This is a genomic window from Lonsdalea iberica (assembly GCF_002111585.1).
GTDB lineage: Bacteria > Pseudomonadota > Gammaproteobacteria > Enterobacterales > Enterobacteriaceae > Lonsdalea > Lonsdalea iberica.
In genome coordinates this window covers 1-22,577 of sequence record NZ_LUTP01000012.1, presented here as the reverse complement: position 1 = coordinate 22,577, position 22,577 = coordinate 1, and the positions used below count along the sequence as shown (strand labels likewise).

General features: G+C 55.0%; 17 protein-coding genes and 1 pseudogene. 5 read left to right on the top strand and 13 right to left on the bottom strand.

Annotated features, from left to right (window positions below; translation table 11 throughout):
- Nucleotide 1: 1 nt before the first annotated feature.
- Nucleotides 2–592, bottom strand: a complete 591-nt coding sequence (yajL, locus tag AU511_RS06540; protein ID WP_094109173.1) for a protein deglycase YajL — start codon at nt 590–592, stop codon at nt 2–4.
- Nucleotides 555–1,478, bottom strand: coding sequence for a 2-dehydropantoate 2-reductase (panE, locus tag AU511_RS06535; protein WP_094109172.1), 924 nt, complete (start codon nt 1,476–1,478; stop codon nt 555–557). The genes yajL and panE overlap by 38 nt, the downstream gene beginning before the upstream one ends.
- Before the next feature lie 188 nt (nt 1,479–1,666).
- On the opposite strand from panE, the gene AU511_RS06530 reads away from it, so the two are divergent.
- Nucleotides 1,667–2,158: a YajQ family cyclic di-GMP-binding protein gene (locus tag AU511_RS06530; protein WP_094109171.1), complete on the top strand. Its 492-nt coding sequence runs from the start codon at nt 1,667–1,669 to the stop codon at nt 2,156–2,158.
- A 49-nt stretch (nt 2,159–2,207) separates the two neighbouring features.
- Here the strand turns inward: AU511_RS06530 and putA are convergent, their stop codons facing one another.
- The 11 genes and pseudogenes from putA to AU511_RS06475 all read right to left on the bottom strand — a co-directional run bounded on the left by putA (nt 2,208) and on the right by AU511_RS06475 (nt 18,007).
- The gene (putA, locus tag AU511_RS06525; RefSeq protein WP_240503778.1) at nt 2,208–5,957 is read right to left on the bottom strand and encodes a trifunctional transcriptional regulator/proline dehydrogenase/L-glutamate gamma-semialdehyde dehydrogenase; all 3,750 of its coding nucleotides are present in this window, start codon (nt 5,955–5,957) and stop codon (nt 2,208–2,210) included.
- Nucleotides 5,958–6,070: 113 nt separating this feature from the next.
- A complete protein-coding gene (locus tag AU511_RS17875) occupies nt 6,071–7,612 on the bottom strand; it encodes an amino acid ABC transporter permease/ATP-binding protein (RefSeq protein WP_094101076.1) in 1,542 nt (513 codons plus the stop codon).
- A gap of 250 nt (nt 7,613–7,862) precedes the next feature.
- Nucleotides 7,863–8,699 (bottom strand): ABC transporter substrate-binding protein, encoded by an 837-nt coding sequence (locus AU511_RS06515; RefSeq protein ID WP_094109169.1) that lies wholly within the window; start codon nt 8,697–8,699, stop codon nt 7,863–7,865.
- 458 nt (nt 8,700–9,157) lie between these two features.
- On the bottom strand, nt 9,158–10,537 hold the full coding sequence (locus tag AU511_RS06510; protein WP_094109168.1) for an MFS transporter: 1,380 nt from the start codon (nt 10,535–10,537) through the stop codon (nt 9,158–9,160).
- Between the two features lie 146 nt (nt 10,538–10,683).
- Nucleotides 10,684–11,574 (bottom strand): heme o synthase, encoded by an 891-nt coding sequence (gene cyoE, locus AU511_RS06505; RefSeq protein WP_094109208.1) that lies wholly within the window; start codon nt 11,572–11,574, stop codon nt 10,684–10,686.
- A 16-nt stretch (nt 11,575–11,590) separates the two neighbouring features.
- On the bottom strand, nt 11,591–11,923 hold the full coding sequence (locus AU511_RS06500) for a cytochrome o ubiquinol oxidase subunit IV (RefSeq protein WP_094109167.1): 333 nt from the start codon (nt 11,921–11,923) through the stop codon (nt 11,591–11,593).
- The gene (locus tag AU511_RS06495; protein ID WP_094109166.1) at nt 11,923–12,537 is read right to left on the bottom strand and encodes a cytochrome o ubiquinol oxidase subunit III; all 615 of its coding nucleotides are present in this window, start codon (nt 12,535–12,537) and stop codon (nt 11,923–11,925) included. The genes AU511_RS06500 and AU511_RS06495 overlap by 1 nt, the downstream gene beginning before the upstream one ends.
- Entirely contained in the window at nt 12,527–14,521 is a 1,995-nt protein-coding gene (gene cyoB / locus AU511_RS06490) for a cytochrome o ubiquinol oxidase subunit I (RefSeq protein WP_094101081.1), read from the bottom strand. Before cyoB ends, AU511_RS06495 begins: the two co-directional genes overlap by 11 nt.
- A gap of 20 nt (nt 14,522–14,541) precedes the next feature.
- Nucleotides 14,542–15,487, bottom strand: a pseudogene (cyoA, locus tag AU511_RS06485) (cytochrome o ubiquinol oxidase subunit II).
- 419 nt (nt 15,488–15,906) lie between these two features.
- The gene (ampG, locus tag AU511_RS06480; protein ID WP_094101082.1) at nt 15,907–17,376 is read right to left on the bottom strand and encodes a muropeptide MFS transporter AmpG; all 1,470 of its coding nucleotides are present in this window, start codon (nt 17,374–17,376) and stop codon (nt 15,907–15,909) included.
- A gap of 52 nt (nt 17,377–17,428) precedes the next feature.
- Nucleotides 17,429–18,007 (bottom strand): lipoprotein, encoded by a 579-nt coding sequence (locus AU511_RS06475; RefSeq protein WP_094109165.1) that lies wholly within the window; start codon nt 18,005–18,007, stop codon nt 17,429–17,431.
- Nucleotides 18,008–18,353: 346 nt separating this feature from the next.
- Here AU511_RS06475 and bolA point away from each other — a divergent pair, with 346 nt between their 5' ends.
- The 4 genes from bolA to clpX all read left to right on the top strand — a co-directional run.
- On the top strand, nt 18,354–18,668 hold the full coding sequence (gene bolA, locus AU511_RS06470; protein ID WP_094109164.1) for a transcriptional regulator BolA: 315 nt from the start codon (nt 18,354–18,356) through the stop codon (nt 18,666–18,668).
- Between the two features lie 287 nt (nt 18,669–18,955).
- Nucleotides 18,956–20,260, top strand: coding sequence for a trigger factor (gene tig, locus AU511_RS06465; protein WP_094109163.1), 1,305 nt, complete (start codon nt 18,956–18,958; stop codon nt 20,258–20,260).
- Nucleotides 20,261–20,639: 379 nt separating this feature from the next.
- Nucleotides 20,640–21,263 carry an ATP-dependent Clp endopeptidase proteolytic subunit ClpP gene (gene clpP / locus AU511_RS06460; protein WP_026738835.1) on the top strand — a complete coding sequence of 208 codons (624 nt, stop codon included), beginning with the start codon at nt 20,640–20,642 and terminating at the stop codon, nt 21,261–21,263.
- Between the two features lie 164 nt (nt 21,264–21,427).
- Nucleotides 21,428–22,577: ATP-dependent protease ATP-binding subunit ClpX (gene clpX, locus AU511_RS06455; RefSeq protein WP_094109162.1), on the top strand; the 1,150-nt coding region annotated here is incomplete at its 3' end.

The window sequence follows — 22,577 nt, the reverse complement described above, 5'->3', positions numbered from 1 at the left end:
GTCAGTCCTGATAATTGTAGATGCCCGGGGGGAGCACTAGCTGAGCGGCTACCTCGGCCGCCTTTGCCTTGCCGAGGAGCAGGTCAATCAGTTTCAGGGCGAAGTCGATGCTGGTGCCCGGCCCCTGGCTGGTCAGCAGGTTGACGCGCGGGTCGAAGGCGACGCGTTTGTCGAGCCATTTCTCTTCCGGGATTTGCGATTTCAGTCCCGGATAGCCGGTCATATTCCCTACCGGAAATAACTGATGATACTCCAGCACCACGGCGGGGGACGCGCAGATCGCGGCGACGATATTGCCCTCCTGGTGCGTCTGGCGCAGGCGCTCGATGAGCAGCGGGCTATCGCGAAAGCACTCGGCTCCTTCCAGTCCGCCCGGCAAGACCACCGCGTCGAAGGCCCGGTCAGCCACGGCCACCAGCGGGACCTCCGCAAGAATACGGACGCCGCGCGAGCAGGTGATGTTCAGGTCGCCATCGCCGGCGACGCTGGCGGTCGTCACCTGAATCCCCGCTCTGACCAGCAGGTCAATCGTGGTGACCGCTTCGATTTCCTCGCTACCAGGGGCCAGGCAAACCAGTACCGATGCGCTCATATTCACTCTCCTTTTGCTTAATCTGTTCGAACAGGCGGCGGTTCTCCGGCAGCGTTAAGCCGTGAGCTCGTCCGCGTTTCAGCAGGTAGCCGGTAATGTAATCAATCTCGGTGTGCCGCTGCGCCAATATATCCTGCGACATTGAGGAGGTATTGGCCGCCGTGTTGTGGATGATCTGATGGATATAGAGTAACAGGCTTTCGGTCGAGGTGTGCAGCCCCTCCCGGTCCATGACCTGCGCTATCTCCTGACACAGCGACGTCAATGCCTGCGTATGAGACGCCAGCTCACCATTGGTGCAGCGATACAGCGCGGTCAGCGGGTTGATCACGCAGTTGGCGGCCAGCTTCAGCCAGCAGGTGGCGATGATATTGTTATGCCAGGCCACGTCCGGCAGGGCCTGTTGCAAAAGTTCCGCCAGCGAGCTCTGGTCGTCAATGTCATTGACGCCGCCGATACGGACGTAGCCGATATGGGTCGTGCCTGCGGCGATATGGGTGACGGCCGTGCGATCGCGGCGTGCGGCGTGGGTAGTGATACCGGCCAGCACCGGTTGGGTTAACGTCGGAAGTTCTTCCAGCGTTCCCATGCCGTTGTGCAGTAGCAGGATTGTACAGTTCGGACGCAGGCGCGGCAGGAGAGCGGAGACGGCGTCAGAGACCTGCCAGGCTTTGAGCGTCACTAGCAACAGCTCGCTCTGCGCCAGATGTTCGGGATCGTTGGCGGTGATATTCAGGTTGCGGTGTTCTCCGTGGAGCGTGATCACATTCACCGGGCAGAAGGGACGGGGGATGCGCAGCCAACCTTGTACGTCGTGCCCTTGCTGATGAAGCGCGGCGAGCCAAAGTTGCCCGATGGCGCCGCAGCCGAGGACGGTAATATTCATGCCTCTCTCCCAGGGTGAAATGAAAATGTGATCTGCATCACTTTATACATGATAAGGCATCGCTCATCGTTTTGTCCGCCGTATTCGCCGCCTGCGGTTGGCGGTCTGTGTCATCCCGGCGTCCATTTTGCTTATGACCGGCGAGCAGGTATCATGCTCGGCAGCCTTTTTGTGTCAGGAGATAAATCATGCCATCTTTCGATATTGTTTCGGAAATTGATATGCAGGAAGTCCGCAATGCGGTGGAGAATGCGTCACGCGAGCTGAGCACCCGCTGGGATTTCCGCAACGTGCCCGCCAGCTTTGATCTGAATGAGAAAGCGCAAACCATCAAGATGGCGAGCGAATCCGACTTTCAGGTTAAGCAGCTGGTGGATATTCTGAGGGAGAAGCTGGCCAAACGCGGCATCGAAGGCAGCGCGGTAGAGGTGCCTGAAGAGCTGGAGCACAGCGGTAAAACTTACAGCGTGGAAGCTGGGTTGAAGCAGGGAATCGAGACGGCTCAGGCGAAGAAGCTGGTCAAGCTGATCAAAGACAGCAAGCTGAAAGTTCAGGCGCAGATTCTGGGCGAGCAGGTGCGAGTGACCGGCAAGTCCCGTGACGATCTGCAAAGCGTGATGGCGCTGGTGCGCGGCGCGGATCTGGGCCAGCCTTTCCAATTCAACAATTTCCGCGACTAAGCGGGCTTCACCCATGAAGCAAAAGGCCAGCTAAGCTGGCCTTTCTCATTTAAAGCGTCATCAGACGCGTATTGCCTCCCGCCGCGGCCGAATTGGTGCAGATCGCGCGCTCAATCAGCAGGCGCTCAAGGCGAATGGCCTTGTCTCCGCTGCTCAAGCCCTGCACGGACACAATAGGGCCGTGTCTGGCGGCCAACTGAGTGCAGACCTTCTGTAGCGATACGGCATTGCCGTGATGGATCACCGCGTCGAAGGGCTGTTCGTAAAGCGTCGAGGCTGGCGAGATGTCGATGGCCGATTTGACGTCAGCGGGCAGCTTTTCATAGAGGGCAATGTTCATGGAGGCGTCTGGCCACAGCATTTTGCCGCCCACGCTGGTGACGGCGGCGAGTTGGATCAGCAAATCCTGTGGATTCAGCGCCAGCCCCAAAACGCGTTCCCGAGGCAGAAGCCGGTAGTCGTTATCTTCGCCGGTAGGACCGGGAAGCGCGCTAACGGTATAGCCTGCGCTATTTTCTTTAAACGTTTTGCAACAGTGCAGCAGATCGCTGTTTTGCTGCTGTTCCGCCCAGGCCTGCAACGCTATATGGGCGCTAAAGGCGCCGGGCTTCGTCGGCAGGGCTTCCGGACCGGTGACCGCGGTGTAGCGTAAACCTTGCAGCGTGGCATCGGCAGGGCACTGGCTCAGCAGACGATACAGGTACAGCGGCCCGCCGGCCTTAGGACCGGTGCCGGAGAGTCCTTCGCCTCCGAAGGGCTGAACGCCGACCACCGCGCCCACCACATTACGGTTGATGTACACATTGCCCACCTTAATGTTCTCCGCCACTTTATTGATGGTGCGGTCGATGCGAGAGTGAACGCCGAAGGTGAGACCATACCCCAATGCGTTGATTTTATTCACCAACTCCGGCAACTGGCGGCTGTCATAGCGCAGTACATGCAACACCGGACCGAATACCTCTTTCTTCAAATCTTCGATGTCCTTGATTTCGATAAGCGCGGGCGTGATGAAATACCCCTGAGCCTCGTCCGTGACGTCGCGCATCGCCGTGTGGCTGGCCTGAAAGACAGAAAAACCTTTATCGCGCATCGCGCTGATGTGCGCGCGGATTCCGCCCATGGCTTCTTCATCGATGACCGGACCGATATCCGTGGCAAGCTGTTCAGGGTTGCCCATCTGATATTCGACCATCGTGCCGCGTAAGGTTTCGAGCAGCGGCTCGGCAACGTCGTTCTGGATACACAACAGTCTCAATGCGGAGCAGCGCTGACCGGCGCTATCAAACGCGGAGGTCATGCAGTCGATAATAACCTGCTCCGGCAGAGCGGACGAGTCGACAACCAGGGCATTAATGCCGCCGGTCTCCGCAATCAGGGGTATCGGGCGTCCGGCGTCGTCCAGGCGTCCCGCAATTTTTTGGTTGATCGACAGGGCGACGGCGGTGGAGCCGGTAAACATCACGCCTTTGACGTTCTCGTCGGCGATCAGCGGCTCTCCGACGGTTTCGCCGCGTCCCGGCAGCATCTGCAAAACGTCCTTGGGAATACCGGCTTCATACAGGATGTTCACAGCGAGGTAGGCGATCAGCGGCGTTTGCTCGGCCGGTTTGGCAATCACTGTATTGCCGGTCGCCAGCGCGGCGGCTATCTGGCCGGTGAAAATGGCTAGCGGAAAATTCCAGGGGCTGATGCAGACGACGACGCCCAGTGGTACGTGGCTCTCATTTTTGAATGTCTGCTGAACCTGCAAGGCGTAATAGTTGAGAAAATCCACGGCTTCGCGAACTTCGGCGATGGCGTTGCTGTAGGTTTTTCCGGCCTCCCTGACCAGCACGCCGATGAGTTCACCGATACGTTGCTCCATCAATTGGGCGGCGCGGATCAATATTTCCGCACGGTCTGACGGCGCAACGGCGGACCACTGACGCGTTGCCTGTTGCGCGTCAGCCAGAGCATGGGCGACATCGATGTCAGTCGCTTCGCAGACGGTGCCTACGATATCGCGTGGGTTCGCCGGGTTGATGATATCGCTCGGCGTCCCAAGTGGGGAGCTCGTCGCCGTGAGGGGTTGGGCATGAATTTTCTCCTGCGAGCTGTAAGTCAGGGTTGTGTACAGCTCATGCAAACAGGCTTCACTATACAGGTTCAGTCCCCGCGAGTTCTCTCGGGATGCGCCGTAGATATGCCGGGGCAACGGGATGCGGGGGTGTGGCAGTCCAAGCTGGTTTTCCGTTTTCGCCAGCGTGGAAACGGTCTCGACGGGACTGGCAATCAGGCTGTCGAGAGAAACGTTCGGGTCCGCGATCTGATTCACGAACGAACTGTTGGATCCGTTTTCCAGTAACCGGCGAACCAGGTAAGGCAACAGGGTTTCGTGTGAACCCACTGGGGCGTAGATACGGCAGGGGCGATCCAGATGCTCTTCGCCAACGACTTCCCGGTAGAGCGGAACGCCCATGCCGTGGAGGCACTGAAACTCATATTGATGCGGTGAAAAAGTCTCTCCCGCCAGATAATAGATGGCCGCCAGCGAGTGCGCATTGTGCGTGGCGAACTGGGGATAGAACCGTTCGGGTTCGGACAGCAGGGCGTTCGCGCAGGCCAGAAACGAGACGTCGGAGTAGACCTTGCGCGTAAACACCGGATACGCGTCAAGCCCGGCAACCTGTGCGCGTTTGATCTCGCTGTCCCAGTAAGCGCCTTTAACCAAACGCACCCGCAGGCGCCGTTGCGTCTGACGAGCCAGCTCCTTCAGGTAGTCGATCATGCTGTAGCAGCGCTTCTGGTAGGCCTGGACCACAAAGCCGATGCCGTCCCAGGACTGCAGTTCCGGCTCTTCACACAGACGGGTCAGTAAATCCAGCGAGATGTCCAGCCGGTCGGCCTCTTCGGCATCAATGGTGATCGGTACATCATAAGATTTGGCGAGGAGCACCAGTGACTTCAGCGTGGGATACAGTTCGCTAAACATCCGTTGATACTGGTGCAGCGTATAACGAGGATGTAGTGCGGAGAGTTTGAGTGAAAATTCCGTGCCGTCATAAATGCCTTTGCCGCGGCTGTGTTTGCCGATGGCGTGCAGTGCGTCCTGACAGCGTTGAACGTAGTTGTCGGCGTCTCGTTGGGTCAGCGCCGCTTCCCCCAACATATCAAAAGTGTAGGTGAATCCGGCTTTCTCGATGGGCGTGATAGACTGCAACGCCTGCGAAATGGTTTCTCCGGTGACGAAATGTTCGCTCATGACATGCATGGCGACGTCCATCGCCTTACGGATCAGCGCGGAAGAGGCAGTAGCGATAATTGTATTCACGCTGTTTGACAAGGCGTGTTTGTCACCGTAGCTGACGACCGAACCAGTAACAAGCAGTCCCCATGTCGCCGCGTTAATAAACAGGGATGAGTTCTTACCCAGATGAGACTTCCAGTTCTGGCCCGAGAGTTTGTCGCGAATCAATAAGTCGCGGGTATCGTCATCCGGGATACGCAGCAAAGCTTCGGCCAGACACATCAGCGCCACGCCTTCGCGCGAAGATAGCGAGTACTCCTGCAACAAGTTCTGAATCATCGATTCGCGATCTTTACTGACTTTCTTTTTGCGCAATGATGAGGCCAGCTTGTGGGCCAATTGATGGATCTTATGTTCGGTATCGTCAGGTATGTGGAGGGTTTCAAACAGAGATGACACCACCTCCTGTTCAGACTGGTCCCAGACCCGCGTGATGGCTTTCCTCCTGTCATCTCTAAAGGTCCAATGCGTAGATAATTCAGCGAACGGCGAAACTTTTTCTCTGTCCATAACATCATCTCTTACGATATCGATAGCCATAGTAAACCTCACGTTACTTAATCTTAGTCTACGGCGGGGAAGCAGCCGTTACGGTGAATTCAGCCCGTCCATCGTTCTTGGCGTCAAAGCTCGAGTGTCGTTAGTGCACTCTTCTGATTGTGGAGAAATTTCACTAATCTCTCGTCCGTGGAATGCAGGATGTCATTCGGTGAGCCGACGGCGAGAATCTCTCCCTCTTCCATAAAGACGATGCGGTCGGAAATTTTGAATGCAAAAGACATTTCGTGCGTCACGATCACCATTGTCATCCCCTCGTTAGCAAGGTCTTCGATGACTTTCAGTACATCGCCGACCAGCTCTGGGTCCAGCGCTGACGTCGGTTCGTCAAACAGCATGATGGAAGGCGTCATCGCCAGCGCACGGGCGATCGCCACGCGCTGCTGCTGGCCGCCGGAAAGCTGGTGGGGGTATTTGTGGGCGTGTTCGAGCAGCCCGACTTTCTTCAGCAGCGTTAACCCCTGAGCCAGAATGTCGTCTTTGGCGCCGATGTGATGGTAGAGCGGCGCGAACATCACATTCTCCAGCGCGGTCATGTGCGGGAAGAGATAGAACCCCTGGAAAACCATGCCGATTTTCTCTGCCTGCTGGTAATAATGCTGCGTCGGCCTGCCGTTCTCCGTGGGGTGAAGAAACGGCTGGTCATCCAGCAAGATTTTCCCCGCATCGAGCGACTCCAGACCGTTCATGGTCCGGATTAACGAGGTCTTGCCTGAGCCGGATGGGCCGATGATGGCGATCACTTCGCCTTTTTTAATCTTCAGATCGATGTTTTTCAGCACCAATTTATTGCCGTAGCGTTTGCAGACGCCTTCCAATGCCAGGGTCACGCGGTGCTTGTCGCTGGCATATTTGCGGGCCGACTGCGGCGCGGGAGCGGGCGGTTGCGCCTGTAGCAAGGCGAGTTCGTGATCGCTCAATCCCCGGGCTTTCCTGCTGCTGGTGTCGAGCCATTTTTCCAACGCGGTCACCAGCCGGTCAAAGACGGTCACGATGAAGATGTAGTAGCACGACACCGCAAGCAGCGTTTCGATGACCTTGAAGTTCTGGGTATACAGCCGCTGCCCCACCAGAAGAATTTCCCCGAGCGAAATGACGGACACCAACGAGGTCAGTTTGACGATGACGATGAATTCATTTGCCAGCGAGGGAAGCGCGATGCGCATCGCCTGGGGAATAATGATGCGTTTTTGTATGCCGGCGTAATTGATATTGAGGGACTTCGCCGCTTCCAATTGCCCTTTATGCACGGACATCAGTCCGCCGCGATAAATCTCGGCGATAAACGCGGATTCGCACAACACCATCGCGATCAGACCGGAAATAAACGGCGATGACAGAAAATCTGACGTCGACGTAAAAAATTGCGGCAGGTTGTAGATGAGGATAATCAACACCAGCAGCGGCAGGCTTCTGAAAAACCAGATATAGATTTTGGCGAGCGCCCGCAACGGCAGGAAATGGGATTGTTTCGCCAGCGCCAGCACAAGGCCCAGAATATTGCCGCCAATCCAGGAGGCGACGCTCAGCGCAATCACGACCAGCGTGGCTTGCCAAAAATCAGAATAAGAGAACAGCTCAAAGAAATAATGAGTATCGAAATCCATAGTTTTTCCTGTGATGAAATTGACGCTGGCATCAGCGGTCATGCATCTGGATTGCTCACCGGAATAACACGCATGATGAAAAACGACGGCCGTGCTTTCTGTTCGCGATAATGTGAAGACGCCGAATCGTTGACGTCCTACCCGTCACGCGCCGTCACGGCTGGTCAGGGCGCATAGGTTGCCCTGACTGATGATGCCCCTTCCCGCACGGTCAGGCTTCTTCACCTGTGGGGACGTAAAGGATAATGATCTATTGCAACGTGCCGTTTAACGCTGCTTGCACTTCGCTGGGGGAGTACGCCTTCAAGTTGTATTTTTCCAATAACAGCTGGTATTCCGGCGACTTGATGACCGTCTTGACGGCGGTATTCAGACTGCTGAATTTCTCCTGGTTGCCTTTTTTTACGCCCAGCCCTATCAGAATGGGATAGACGATGCCGCTGCTGACCGTCAGCTTTTGGGTTTTGTTGGCGACGTCAAAAGCCACCGCCGCATCATCAAACTGAACGTCTACCGCGCGCGACAGCACGGCTTGACTGGCTTCTGGCGCGGTGGGAAATTCCCGGATATCGATAGGCTTCAGCCCTTTATCCACACACAGCGTTTGGGAGCCCTGCGACATTTTCAACACCCATGCCGCCCCGCTGATTGAACTGACTTTTTTACCGCACAGCATGCCGAGTTCCGTCGGTTGAAACGGGTCGCCTTTTCTCGCGATCAGGACACCGCCGGTTTTAACGTAGGGAATAAAATCTAGCTGTTTGGCGCGTTCGGGCGTGATGTAAAGTGAAGAGGCGACCACGTCGAATTTGCCCGTATTCAGCCCCATAATAAGGTTAGCGAAGCGGGTATCGATAAACTCAGGTTTGGTTTTGAGTTCTGTTGCCACGAGCTGGATGAACTCGGCATCGAACCCGGCAGGCTTATGATTATCAAGATAGTTGTAGGGAGGATAGGTGAGGTCGGCGCCGACTTTCAGCGGTGCGGAAAAAGCCGGAGCGTTCGCCAGAGCGCCGAGTGCGGCGGAGAAATACAGTGCCTTTCTGAGCGTAAAAAAAGCGGAATGAAACGGTTTTTTCCCAGTCATATTGATTTCCTTATTGTGCGTTAAGCCAGCCTGCTGTGTGGGTGCGATTCCTATTTGTTAAGCATATACCGTGCCATTTTCCCTCGATATTGCTCAGTACGGCTCCTCCGCCTGCAATACGGCCGACGAAGAGCAAGAACACAGCGCCCGTTACTCGGCATTGTTAAGAAAAATTAATTAATCCGGTATGCGGTGCTCCTTGTTTTGTCGGAGGCACGGGGGAGGGGGAATGACATCTCTCCGCCGAATCGTGCACGCGAGCTGTTCTTTAAGGAACGGAGCATGTCTCTTTGTTGTGCGTCTGCACAAAGGGAGTGCATTGCATGGTGCAACGACCGTTCGAGGAAAAGGTGCCTGAATTAACGGGGTTTTTGGGGGACGCCCCTCAATAGATGGAGGCGTATGACGCTTAGGCGGGAGGGGGCGATGGCAACATTGCCGTGGTCAGCACAGCCGTGTTACACAGATGCCGATGCTGTATCGAGCCACTGCTCCAGCGTTTTGCGGTTGGTCTGTTTGTTGTCGATTTTGACATAGGCGCTGAGCTCCTGAGGCACGATGATGACCTCGGCGACACCTGGCAAGCCGTGCATTCTTTGCTCGAGCTGGGGGCTTTGCAGCGCTTCATCAGACAGGGTGATCCGTAGGCTGCTGAGATAGGGCGGTTCCTGCATGGTGAAGCTCAGTATCAGCCAGCCTAGCGCGATGATAGCGCTGGCGCCGAAGACCAGCGCGGCGCCGTGCAGTTCGAACAGCGCGCCGCCCAGACTGCCGCCAATCGCAACGCCGATAAACTGCGTGGTGGAATAAACGCCCATGGCGGTGCCTTTATACCCGGCCGGGGCCTCTTTACTGATGAGTGAAGGCAGTAAGGCTTCCATTACGTTGAACCCTAGCAGAAACAGCTGAATACCGATGATAATTCGCCATAGCTGGCTGACATCCGCACTCAGCAGTACCAGTTCGGCGGCGATAAGAATGACGATGCAGAGGATGAATACCTGCTTCATACGGCGCTTCAGCTCGGCATAGATGACAAAAGGCACGACGGCGACGAACGAAACCAGCATCGTCGCCAGATACACTTTCCAGTGATCCTGAGGTGGAAGTCCCGCGTGTTCCATAGCTCGCGGCAGCGCCACGAAGCTCGACATTAGCAGGATATGCAGGCACATGATGCCGATATTCAGCTTCAGCAGTCGGCTATTCGCCAACACCTTTCGGACGCTGCCGCGGACAATCGCTGACTCACGGTTGAGGACATGCTGAGAGGCGTTCGGGATAAACGCGAGCGTAATGATTATCGCAATGACGGAAAGAATCGCGATACCCCAGAAAAGCGCATGCAGACCTAAAGCATGGGTGACGATAGGCCCGACTACCATCGCAATGGCGAAAGTGATCCCAAAGCTGACGCCGATGAACGCCATCGCTTTGGTGCGGTTCTGTTCGCGCGTTAAATCTGACAGTAAGGCCATGACCGCCGCAGAGATAGCTCCCGAACCTTGTAGGGCGCGGCCGAAAATAATGCCCCAGATGGTGTCGCTGAGGGCGGCGATGACGCTACCGGCGGTGAACATCAGCAGGCCGCCGACGATGAGGGGTTTACGACCGATGCGGTCAGACATCAGCCCGAACGGGATCTGAAACAGCGCCTGCATCAGGCCGTAGATACCGATGGCGACGCCTATCAGGAATTCGCTGGCGCCCTGCAAGGCCATACCGTAAGTGGTCAAGACCGGGAGGACCATGAACATGCCCAGCATGCGAAGTGAAAAGACCGTTCCCAGTCCCCACGTGGCCCGTAACTCGGCAGGCGTCATTCGGTTATCGTTCATCTATACCTCGGGTGTTTTTCTGGCGCTATTTTAGAGCCTCGGATGCACGCGCGTAAATGCGCGTTTTGTTACCTGATTTGGCGGAGTTGGGAGAAATAAAAAAACAGACGGCATGCCGTCTGTTTTTTTTCTGCTAGCTGGCGTCGTTAACGCAGGTAGGTCAGCATCGCTTCCTGCGTCGGAGTGATGGAGTCGATTGACATCATCACGCTCAGCGAGGTGATAGCGACAATCGAGAACACGAACAACTTCTTGGCCCAGAGGCGATCGTCGTTCAGGTTTTTATACCCGGACAGCGCCATGCCCAGCCACCACAGGCTCACCGCCGCCGCGACGACCAGATATTTATACCCGGCATAGCCGCCCAAGGAGAGCATCAGCGTGGCAATCATAAACGCCAGAATGTACAGTGTAATATGATGCTTTGCGACGGAGATCCCTTTCACCACCGGCAGCACCGGAATATTCGCGGCCTGGTAGTCTTTGAAGCGGAAGATGGCGATAGCGTAGGAGTGCGGCATTTGCCATAAGCTGAAAATCAGCAGCAGGATCAACGCGCCAGCGTCGAACTGGTTGCTGACGGCGCAGTAGCCGATGACAGGGGGAGCCGCGCCAGACAGGCTACCAATCAGCGTGCCGTAGACAGAGTGCCGTTTCATATAAAGGCTATAGACGCCGACGTAGACGACGAAGCCAATCACCGCCAGCCACATAGCCAGCGGATTGGCGGCGACATACAGTAAGGCAAAGCCCGCAATACCCAGCAGCGCGGCATAGGCCAACGTCACCTTCAGCGAAATCAGCCCTTTCACCAGAACGCGGTTTTTGGTCCTCTCCATTTTTTTGTCGATATCGCGGTCGATGACGTTGTTGAAAACGCAACCGGAAGCCACGACCAGCGACACGCCGAAGAGCGTCGCTATGAACAGGGGATAATCAATGCTGCCGTTGGCCGCGAGTAAAAATCCCCCGATGACAGAAATCAGGTTGCCAAAAATAATGCCTGGCTTGGTGACCTGTAGGTATTGCTTAATCATCATGGTGACGGTCCAGTTACTGAATCATCATGTTGTGATGGGTGTTCCACATAATCCATATAGAACCCCCAACTACAATCGCGATAATCAGGGCGGTAAAGACAAGCGCGACTACGTTCCAGCGCTCTTGCGACGACGTGTTCAGGTGCAGGAAGTACACCAGATGGACCAGAATCTGTACGACGGCGCAGCCGACCACGGTCAGCAGAATGATGTGCGTCGCCGCGGCGCCGGTCATCACCATCGCGAAGGGGATCACGGTGAGGATGATTGACAGGATAAAGCCGGTCAGATAGGACTTGACGGTGCCATGGCTGGCACCGGCACTGTCATGCGTAGAATGGCTCATTACATCGCCCCCATCAGGTAAACAACGGTGAAGACGCAGATCCACACCACGTCCAGGAAATGCCAGAACAGGCTGAGGCACATCAGGCGGGTTTTATTGGTCGCGGTCAGTCCGCGGCGTGAGACCTGAATCATCATGATAGCCAGCCAGATCAAACCGCTGGTGACATGGATACCGTGCGTGCCGACCAGCGCGAAGAAACCGGACAGGAATGCGCTGCGATCCGGTCCGTATCCTTCCGCGATCAGGTGATGGAACTCATAAAGCTCCATGCCGATGAAGATCAGACCGAACAGGAACGTCATCGCCAGCCACTGGTTAACCCGCGACTTGTCGCCCTTGTTCATGGCGATCATCGCCATGCCGTAGGTGATGCTGCTGAACAGCAGGGCGAAGGTTTCGACCAAGACGAACGGCAGCTCAAAAATATCTTTACCCGTCGGTCCGCCGGCAACGCCGTCCACTAGGACGGCGTAGGTGGCGAACAGCGAGGCAAACAGGATGCAGTCGCTCATCAGGTAGATCCAGAAGCCGAACACTTTCGTGGCTCCCGCATCGTGGTGCCCATGCTCTGCATGGGCGGTATTCGTGTGACTCATAGTATCAGTGGACATTTTTCACGCCTGCCTTGCTGAGTTTCTCGAAATTTGCGTTTTCAATGCGCTCGATTTCTTCCACGGGAACGTAGTAGTCCACGTCCTGATTGAAACTGTGCACAATCCAGGTCGCTATCATGCCGACGAAACCGACGGCGGCCAGCCACCAGATGTACCAGATCATGGCGAAACCGAACACCAGGGCGAAGGCGGAGATGACCAGGCCTGCGGCAGTGTTCTTGGGCATATGAATCTCTTCATAGCCGCCGTTTGGTCGGCGATAGGCCTCGCCCTTCTCTTTCTCTTCCCAGAACGCATCACGGTCATGAACCTGCGGGACGACCGCAAAGTTGTAGAACGGGGCAGGGGAGGACGTCGCCCACTCCAGCGTACGCGCATCCCACGGGTCACCGGTCATATCGCGGTTCTGTTCACGGTCGCGGATACTGACGACGAACTGAATCAGCTGGCACAGAATACCCAGCGCGATCAGCGCGGCACCGGCGGAAGCCACCATCAGCAGCGGGTGGAATTCCGGATTGATCTGCTGGCTCAGGCGACGAGTCATGCCCATGAAGCCCAGCGCATAAAGCGGCATGAAGGCGACAAAGAAGCCGATAATCCAGCACCAGAAGGCACGCTTACCCCAGGTTTCATCCAGGGTGAAGCCGAAGGCTTTCGGGAACCAGTAGGTGATCCCTGCGAAGCAGCCGAACACCACGCCGCCGATAATGACGTTATGGAAGTGGGCGATCAGGAACAGGCTGTTGTGCAGCACGAAGTTCGCGCCCGGTACGGCCAGCAGTACCCCGGTCATTCCGCCGATAGAGAAGGTGATGATGAAACCGATGGTCCACAGCATCGCCGAATTTAGCTGAATACGGCCCTGATACATCGTGAACAGCCAGTTGAAGATTTTCACCCCGGTCGGGATGGAAATGATCATGGTGGCGATGCCGAAGAAGGCATTCACGTTCGCGCCGGACCCCATCGTAAAGAAGTGGTGCAGCCACACAATGAATGACAGCACGGTGATGGCGATGGTCGCCCACACCAGAGACGTATAGCCGAACAGGCGTTTGCGGCAGAAGGTCGCGGTCACCTCGGAGAACACGCCGAAGACCGGCAGTACCAGGATGTACACCTCAGGATGGCCCCAGGCCCAGATGAGGTTGATGTACATCATCATGTTGCCGCCCATATCGTTGGTGAAGAAATGGGTGCCCAGATAACGGTCCAACGTCAGCAATGCAATGGTGACCGTCAGGATGGGGAATGCAGCGATGATGAGAACGTTGGTGCACAGTGACGCCCAGGTGAATACCGGCATCTTCATCATGCTCATGCCGGGCGCGCGCATTTTCATGATGGTGGCGAAGAAGTTCACGCCGGTCAGCGTGGTGCCCAGCCCGGATATCTGCAGACTCCATATCCAGTAGTCGACCCCGACGCCGGGACTATACTCCTTACCCGAAAGGGGAGGATAGGCGACCCAACCTGTCTGAGCGAATTCGCCCACGCCCAGCGAGAGGTTGACCAGGATGACCCCGGCGACAAACATCCAGAAGCTGAGTGAGTTCAGGAAAGGGAAGGCAACGTCACGAGCACCGATTTGCAGCGGAACGACCAGGTTCATCAGGCCGACCACAAATGGCGTCGCCACGAAGAAAATCATGATCACGCCGTGCGCGGTAAAGATCTGGTCGTAGTGGTGAGGAGGCAGGAAGCCGGCCTCACCTGCCGAGGCCAGAGCCTGCTGAGTACGCATCATGATGGCGTCGGCGAAGCCGCGCAGCATCATCACCAGCGCGACAATGACATACATGATGCCGATTTTTTTATGGTCAACGGTTGTGAACCATTCAGTCCACAGCCATTTCCATTTGCCAAAATAGGTAATCAGGGCCAGCAGCGCCAGCCCACCTAGAATGATTGCTGCCACGGTGACCATGATAATCGGTTCATGGTATGGAACCGCATCAAGAGTTAATTTTCCGAACATCGTATTATCCCTCGGCTCCTTTAATGAGAGGAGTGCTCGCTCATGTCCATGCCTTCATGAGACTGCATGCCTTCGTCTTTCGGCGCGCTTTCCGCATGGTGCTGCATGTGCATTTCGTTGCCAGTAAATTTAGTAATCACCTGTCGGAACAGGTTCGGCTGTACCTGCGAGAAGTACTCGACGGGATGGTATTCACTGGGGAGTGCCAGTTTTTCAAATTCGCTCATGTTGCTCAGCGTATGGGAAGACTGACGCACCGTATTCACCCACTGGTCGAACGCCTGTTGATTCGGCGTCGCGATAGCGGTGAACTTCATGCCGGAGAAACCTTTGCCGCTGTAAGCACCGGAAATACCGTCGTATTTGCCGGGCTCATTCGCAATCAGGTGCAACTGCGTCTGCATACCGGCCATGGCGTAAATCTGCCCGCCGAGGCGAGGGATGAACAACGAGTTCATGACGGAGTTCGACGTGATTTTAAACGAGACGGGAACGTTGGCCGGGAAGGCAAGTTCGTTCACGCTGGCAATACCCAGATCGGGATAAATAAACAGCCATTTCCAGTCAAGCGATACGACTTCGACGTTGATGGGTTTGACGTCGGAATCCAACGGTTTGTAAGGATCAAGCTGGTGAGTTGTCTTCCAGGTAAGGGTAGCGAGGATGACGATGATGATGATGGGTACCGTCCAAACAACGGCTTCAATCTTGTTGGAGTGTGACCAGTTTGGCGTGTATTTGGCCTTATCGTTGGAAGCTCTGTACTTCCTGGCAAATACTATCGCCATAATGATTACGGGGATGACAACGATCAACATCAGCCGAGGCAGTCAGTATTAGCGAACGCTGTTCAAGCCCAATTTGTCCTTTGGGGTTCATCAATGCCATATCACAGCCGTTAAGGAGCAGGGTGGCTGCGAATAAAGAGAACATCCCCAAAAACTTATTGTATTTCCTGAGTCTCATCTAGCGACCTCAATGACAAGGGGCTCTATCCATTATTTCACGCGAGCGGGCATTTTACGGGAAGGTTACCACACTGTAAACATGATTAAAGTGTTGTCAGCGGATTGTTGCTCTGATTTTCTCTTTGTGTCACCAATGTGGTGGTTTGTAAAAAAACATATTTAAAAACAGTGGGTAATAGTTTCTTCAGGGAATGGTATATCCGTATGAAAAATGACAACGCGTCCTCGAAAATTATCGTGCCACTGCTATTAAGGTCTAGTGCGAGATGACGGTTTGTCAAAGTAAAAAATCAGTAAAAAGAAGATGACGACTGCCGAAAAACGCCCCTCATGCGAGGGCGGCCGTGGGTGACATCGGGTCGGTGGCAGGAGTAAAAGGAAGGAATAGGCTGCTGTGACACAGCCCGTTTGTTTTGTTTACGTTCGTTTGAGTGACAGATAATCCAAGAGACTGCCCAGAGTGAGTCCGATCGCGGCCAGCGCCACGCCCAGGGTCATTAACGTTTCAGCCGCGGATGCGCTATGTATCCACCCCAGTCCGAACATACCCCAAACCGCCGCGCCGAGCGCGAAGCATGCGGCGCCGGAAAACAGCGTACGTACTGCTAGCGTATATCCGCGCGAGTAAGTGCGTCGCGGCAGAAAATCATCGTGAGCCTGGGTGTACTCCAGCGTGCGGCGACACAGTAAGAGCAGCAGCAGACCGGGGAAAGAGATCCCGACCGAGAATAAATAGAACCAGGCCCAGCCGTAATCCGCGACGAACCAACCGGCTAAAGGACCGACGTAGACCCTGCCGACGGCAGCTAGCGCGGACAACAGGGCGAACTGTGTAGCGGAGAACGACTTGTTGCACAAGGTCATCAGCAGAGCGACAAATGCCGCCGTCCCCATACCGCCGCACAGGTTTTCGATGAAAATGGCGGCGCCCATGGAGAACAAATGCTTGTCCGTGATCGCCAGCAGCCAATAGCCCGCGTTGGAGACCGCCTGCAATAGCCCGAAAATCATCAGCGCCTTGAAAAGCGACCAGCGCTGCATCAGGATCCCGCCGTATAGGGCGCCGACGATGGTGGCGAAGAGGCCGAGCGTTTTATTGATAAGCCCGACATCGCCGGCATCGAAGCCCACGCCGCGAATAAGGAACGTGGTGCTCAAGCTGACCGCGAACGCATCGCCGAGCTTATAAAAAATAATCAGCAGCAGAATAAGCCAGGCGTTATTACGACCGAAGAAATCCCGCAGCGGCGCCATCACGGCCTGTTCCAGTGAGCGTGGCGCAGGCTGGGTATTGTCCGGCTCCGGGGCCAGCCAGGTCGCCAGCGTACACAGCAGCATCAGACCCGCCATCAGCCAATAAGTCGACTGCCAACCCAGCAGGCGATCGGCAATCCACAACGCCAGTCCGCCCGAGACCAGCATCGCCAGTCGATACCCCAGTACAGAGACAGCAGCCCCGCTGCCGCGCTCCTGTGCAGGCAATAAATCTGTCTTGTAGGCGTCGAAGACAATGTCCTGAGATGCGGAGAAGAAAGCGATAACGACGGCCAGCGCCGCCAGCCACCAGAGATCCTCCGCGGGGGATAATGTGCCGATGGCCGCGATGGCCGCCACGAGGCCTAATTGCGTAAGCAGCAGCCAGCCTCGGCGGCGACCGAGGAAAGACGGCGTATAGCGATCCATCATCGGCGACCATAGGAATTTAAAGACATAGGCCTGGCCGACCAGCGAAAAGAAGCCGATGGTTTTGAGATCGACGTTCTCTACGGTCATCCAGGCTTGTAGCGTGCCGGAGGTCAATGCCAGAGGGAGGCCCGAGGCAAAACCCAGAATGAGCAGAATCAGAGAATTACGTTGCTTGAAAAGCGTGTGGAGCTGACTAGGCATGCAACATCCTTTTGCTTGCCCCGGTGACGGGGCAAGGGGAACTGCGGTGAAATTAGCGTGCGTTGGTCTTGATGAACTCGTTGACGCTGGTGTCTTGCGCCATGTCGCTGATGACATCGCCTAACACTTGATTCACCGCGGTGGTGATCTTGTTGTTGGTGGCCGTCAATGCGCCTTGAATATTGTAGGTGGAGCGGTAGTTTTTGACCTGCTTATTGCCGTTGGCGGCCTGGGCGATAATCGAAATATCCGCTTTGGTGGTGATGGTGTAACGCAGGTTGCCTTCGGTGACGTCCGCATACAGCGTGTTCACCACGATCTGCAGCGCGACCGGACCGCCGGTGCCAATCATGTAGCCGCGTGCGGACATTTGCTTCTCAAGTGCTTCCTGCAACAGGAACCGCAGATCGCGTGAAGGGACCAGCGTCACTAACTGACTGTCGCGGTTTACTTTGGCAAGCGCCTGATCCTGACGTTGATCGGCTCCGTTAATGCTGATTGTCACGCCCATCAGGCTGGGATCCTGAGAAGGCAACGCGATGTTAGGGTTGATATTCAGCGTATTACCTTTGCCTGCGCAGCCCGCCAGCGCCATGACGGCGAGCAGCGGAAAAATAAATTTTTTATACATGCGAATGTTCTCAGTAATAATAAGAAAGTTAATCGTTAAAAACGCGCGACATCATACCATTGCCCCAGGCAAGAGAAAGAACGGAGAATCGCTCGCGACGGAAGCTCTTTGCCTATAGGGCAATCGATTCTGTTTTTATCACAACTTCCCGAAGAAAAGATATGCCACATCTTGTCGGAGACCCCTCCACACCGGCATTAGCGGATTATTCTGCATGCTGTTGCCTTGTGAAAACATAGCGCGACATCGTTGCCAGCGAGAGAAAATTCCCGTGATCGCTCACACCTGTCATGTAAAAATGGCCCCTAACTTGCCCGGTTCCCAAACTACTATTTAAGGTTATCCCATGACCCGAGAAACCATTGAAGCCAAGCTGCACGCCGGATTGGCGCCGGAATACCTTGAGGTCATCAACGAAAGTCATCGCCATCGGGTGCCCGCGGGGTCGGAGAGCCATTTCAAAGTGGTGTTGGTCAGCGATCTTTTCGAAGGTAAGCGCCTCATTCAGCGCCATCGGGCGGTCTATGAGCTGCTGACTGAGGAGATGGCCGGCGCCGTTCATGCGCTCGCGCTGTACGTCTACACTCCGCAGGAGTGGCGCGATCAGCACCAAACCGCCCCTGCATCACCGGCCTGCGGCGGCGCGGGAATCGGCCGTTAACGCCGGTGATGCCACGGTGTAAAGGCTCCCAGAGCACATTCAAAAGCCGTAATTATCCGTGCGGCAATACGCGGGTGACTCTCCTCGACTCGGTCAGCCTATGCCGCTATAATGCCGCGTCTTATTTTTCCTGAATGTATTCGGGACGCTTCTGACTACAAGGAACGGGTCTGGTTCGCGAGGCCGTCCTGGTGATGTGAGTCTGTGATCAGAAAGCTTGCCTTCGGGCGCTTTGTGAAAACGGCTTTTGAGGTTGACCGAGCACTGTGATTTTTTGAGGTAACAAGATGCAAGTTTCAGTTGAAACCACCCAAGGCCTTGGGCGCCGCGTAACGATTACCGTTGCTGCTGACAGCATCGAGAATGCTGTTAAGAGCGAGCTGGTCAACGTGGCAAAAAAAGTTCGTATCGACGGCTTCCGTAAAGGCAAAGTGCCGATGAATATCGTTGCTCAGCGTTATGGCGCTTCCGTGCGCCAGGACGTGCTGGGCGACTTGATGCAGCGTCAGTTTGTCGATGCGATCATCAAGGAAAATATCACTCCTGCAGGTGCGCCGAAGTATGTTCCGGGCGAGTACGATGCGGGATCTGATTTTACCTATAGCGTTGAGTTTGAAGTGTATCCAGAAGTTGAATTGAAAGGTCTGGATAGCATTGAAGTCGAAAAACCGCTGGTGGAAGTTAAAGACGAAGACGTCGATGCCATGCTGGACACCCTGCGTAAGCAGCAGGCGACTTGGAAAGAGGTTGAACGCGCAGTAGAAGCTGAAGACCGCGTCACCATCGACTTCAGCGGTTCTGTCGACGGAGAAGAGTTTGAAGGCGGCAAAGCCTCTGACTTCGTGCTGGCGATGGGCCAGAACCGTATGATCCCGGGCTTCGAAGACGGTGTTGTCGGCCACAAGGCAGGTGAAGAGTTCACTATCGAAGTCACCTTCCCGGAAGACTACCACGCTGAAAACCTGAAGGGTAAAGCCGCTCAGTTCGCTATCGTACTGAAAAAAGTCGAAGAGCGTGAGCTGCCGGAACTGACGGCTGACTTCATCAAACGTTTCGGCGTTGAAGATGGTTCTGTCGCCGGCCTGCGTACCGAAGTGCGCAAAAACATGGAGCGTGAGCTGAAATCCGCTGTGCGTAACCGTGTAAAAACTCAGGTTATCGACGGCCTGGTTGACGCCAACGACATCGATGTACCGGCTGCGCTGGTCGACGGTGAAATCGACGTACTGCGCCGTCAGGCTGCACAGCGTTTCGGTGGCGATGAAAAACAGGCTCTGGAACTGCCGCGCGAACTGTTCGAAGCTCAGGCTAAACGTCGCGTTGTTGTCGGTCTGCTGCTGGGTGAAGTCATCAGCACTAATGAGCTGAAAGCCGATGAAGACCGCGTTACCGCAATGATCGACGAAATGGCAGCTGCCTACGAAGATCCGCAGGAAGTGGTTGAGTTCTACAAAAAGAACAAAGAAATGATGAACAACATGCGTAACGTCGCTCTGGAAGAGCAGGCGATCGAAACGCTGTTGTCTCAGGCTAAAGTGACTGAGAAAGAAGTTGGGTTCAACGATCTGATGAACCAGACTAACAACGCCTAATCGCGTTAACCTTTCAAGGTTGTCAGTCTGACACAGCCCGCAGTTTTAACGCTGCGGGCTTTTTTTTCCGCCTGATTATGTGACGGTTTGTCCTGAAATTACGCCTGCTAAGCATTTATTTGCACTATCATTAATTTAAGCGTGAGCCGAATCTTCAGCGCTTCTTTCAGAGTAATGCCGGGTTAATCGAAAATAATCGGTGCTGTAAGCTTGAAAATAGATACAAGACGCCCAATTGTCTGATAATCGATGACGTATCGCTGGATATTCTGAGGGCTCGAGGTAGGGCGACCACATAGGGTCTGGGCGTGGTTTTCACTTCGTATCTCAAGTAGAATCGGGCAATATGCGCCAAATGCATTTTATCTAGGAGACGTTGATGTCATACAGTGGCGAACAAGTAAAACAGGCTCCGCATATGGCCCTGGTGCCAATGGTCGTAGAGCAGACTGCACGTGGGGAACGTTCTTACGACATCTATTCCCGCTTGTTAAAAGAGCGTGTGATCTTCCTGACTGGCCAGGTCGAAGACCACATGGCCAACCTGATCACGGCCCAGATGCTGTTTCTGGAAGCTGAAAACCCTGAGAAGGACATTTATTTGTACATCAACTCGCCGGGCGGGGTGATCACTGCGGGAATGTCCATCTACGATACCATGCAGTTCATCAAGCCGGACGTAAGTACTATTTGTATGGGACAGGCGTGCTCAATGGGGGCGTTCCTGCTGACCTCCGGTGCGGAAGGGAAACGTTTCTGCCTGCCGAACTCGCGCGTTATGATTCACCAGCCGCTGGGCGGTTATCAGGGACAGGCGACGGATATTGAAATTCATGCCAAAGAAATCCTGAAAGTGAAGTCGCGGATGAACGAATTGATGGCTAAACATACGGGACGGTCTCTTGAAGAAATAGAAAGAGACACGGAACGTGACCGTTTCCTCTCTGCCGATGAGGCAGTAGACTACGGATTAGTCGATTCCGTATTGACTCATCGCGACTAAATCCATTTGATGATGGTCGCTCTATATAGCTGTAGACGGTGTTCGGCCGATAGTCTTTTGTGCGAGTGTGATTGCGCTTATTGGCTATGAAATAGTGGCGTTCGCTGTGGCGCTATCGCTGTATGGTTAGCCTGCGGGCAAGAGACTAAAGAAGAGGTTTACTGATGACAGATAAGCGCAAAGACGGTTCAGGAAAGTTGCTGTACTGCTCTTTCTGCGGCAAAAGCCAGCACGAGGTTCGTAAGCTGATTGCCGGGCCGTCAGTGTATATCTGCGATGAATGTGTTGACTTGTGTAACGACATTATTCGCGAAGAGATTAAAGAAGTGGCCCCGCATCGTGAACGCAGTGCGTTGCCGACCCCGCACGAAATTCGTCATCACCTTGACGATTACGTGATTGGTCAGGAGCAGGCCAAGAAAGTGCTGGCCGTGGCCGTATACAACCACTACAAACGTTTACGCAACGGTGACAGCAGTAACGGCGTTGAGCTGGGCAAAAGCAACATCCTGCTCATTGGCCCCACCGGTAGCGGTAAAACCTTGCTGGCAGAAACACTGGCTCGATTCCTTGATGTGCCTTTCACCATGGCTGATGCCACGACGTTGACCGAAGCCGGTTACGTGGGTGAGGACGTTGAGAACATCATCCAGAAACTGCTGCAGAAATGTGATTATGATGTACAGAAAGCGCAGCGCGGCATCGTTTATATCGATGAAATCGACAAAATCTCCCGTAAGTCGGATAACCCGTCGATTACACGTGACGTTTCTGGCGAAGGCGTGCAGCAGGCCCTGCTGAAGTTGATTGAAGGGACTATCGCCGCCGTTCCGCCTCAGGGCGGTCGTAAGCATCCGCAGCAGGAGTTCCTGCAAGTCGATACCTCGAAGATCCTATTCATCTGCGGCGGTGCGTTCGCGGGATTGGATAAGGTTATCGAGCAGCGTACAGACACTGGGCGCGGTATTGGCTTCAATGCGACGGTGAAAGGTCTTTCGCAGAAAGTGACCGAAGGCGAGTTGCTGGGACAGGTAGAGCCGGGCGATCTGATCAAGTTTGGTCTGATTCCTGAGTTTATCGGTCGTCTGCCAGTAGTGGCGACGCTGAAAGAGCTGGATGAAGCGGCGCTGATTCAGATTCTGCGTGAGCCTAAGAATGCGCTGACCAAGCAGTATCAGGCGCTGTTCAAACTCGAAGGCGTTGAGCTGGAGTTTCGTGACGACGCGTTGACGGCCATCGCGAAAAAAGCCATGGCGCGCAAGACCGGAGCACGTGGCTTGCGTTCCATCGTGGAAGCGGCGCTGCTGGAAACTA

Coding starts and splice junctions, on each gene's coding strand:
- yajL (WP_094109173.1), bottom strand. CDS start 592: ATGAGCGCATCGGTACTGGTTTGCCTGGCCCCTGGTAGCGAGGAAATC.
- panE (WP_094109172.1), bottom strand. CDS start 1,478: ATGAATATTACCGTCCTCGGCTGCGGCGCCATCGGGCAACTTTGGCTC.
- AU511_RS06530 (WP_094109171.1), top strand. CDS start 1,667: ATGCCATCTTTCGATATTGTTTCGGAAATTGATATGCAGGAAGTCCGC.
- putA (WP_240503778.1), bottom strand. CDS start 5,957: ATGGACAGAGAAAAAGTTTCGCCGTTCGCTGAATTATCTACGCATTGG.
- AU511_RS17875 (WP_094101076.1), bottom strand. CDS start 7,612: ATGGATTTCGATACTCATTATTTCTTTGAGCTGTTCTCTTATTCTGAT.
- AU511_RS06515 (WP_094109169.1), bottom strand. CDS start 8,699: ATGACTGGGAAAAAACCGTTTCATTCCGCTTTTTTTACGCTCAGAAAG.
- AU511_RS06510 (WP_094109168.1), bottom strand. CDS start 10,537: ATGAACGATAACCGAATGACGCCTGCCGAGTTACGGGCCACGTGGGGA.
- cyoE (WP_094109208.1), bottom strand. CDS start 11,574: ATGATTAAGCAATACCTACAGGTCACCAAGCCAGGCATTATTTTTGGC.
- AU511_RS06500 (WP_094109167.1), bottom strand. CDS start 11,923: ATGAGCCATTCTACGCATGACAGTGCCGGTGCCAGCCATGGCACCGTC.
- AU511_RS06495 (WP_094109166.1), bottom strand. CDS start 12,537: ATGTCCACTGATACTATGAGTCACACGAATACCGCCCATGCAGAGCAT.
- cyoB (WP_094101081.1), bottom strand. CDS start 14,521: ATGTTCGGAAAATTAACTCTTGATGCGGTTCCATACCATGAACCGATT.
- ampG (WP_094101082.1), bottom strand. CDS start 17,376: ATGCCTAGTCAGCTCCACACGCTTTTCAAGCAACGTAATTCTCTGATT.
- AU511_RS06475 (WP_094109165.1), bottom strand. CDS start 18,007: ATGTATAAAAAATTTATTTTTCCGCTGCTCGCCGTCATGGCGCTGGCG.
- bolA (WP_094109164.1), top strand. CDS start 18,354: ATGACCCGAGAAACCATTGAAGCCAAGCTGCACGCCGGATTGGCGCCG.
- tig (WP_094109163.1), top strand. CDS start 18,956: ATGCAAGTTTCAGTTGAAACCACCCAAGGCCTTGGGCGCCGCGTAACG.
- clpP (WP_026738835.1), top strand. CDS start 20,640: ATGTCATACAGTGGCGAACAAGTAAAACAGGCTCCGCATATGGCCCTG.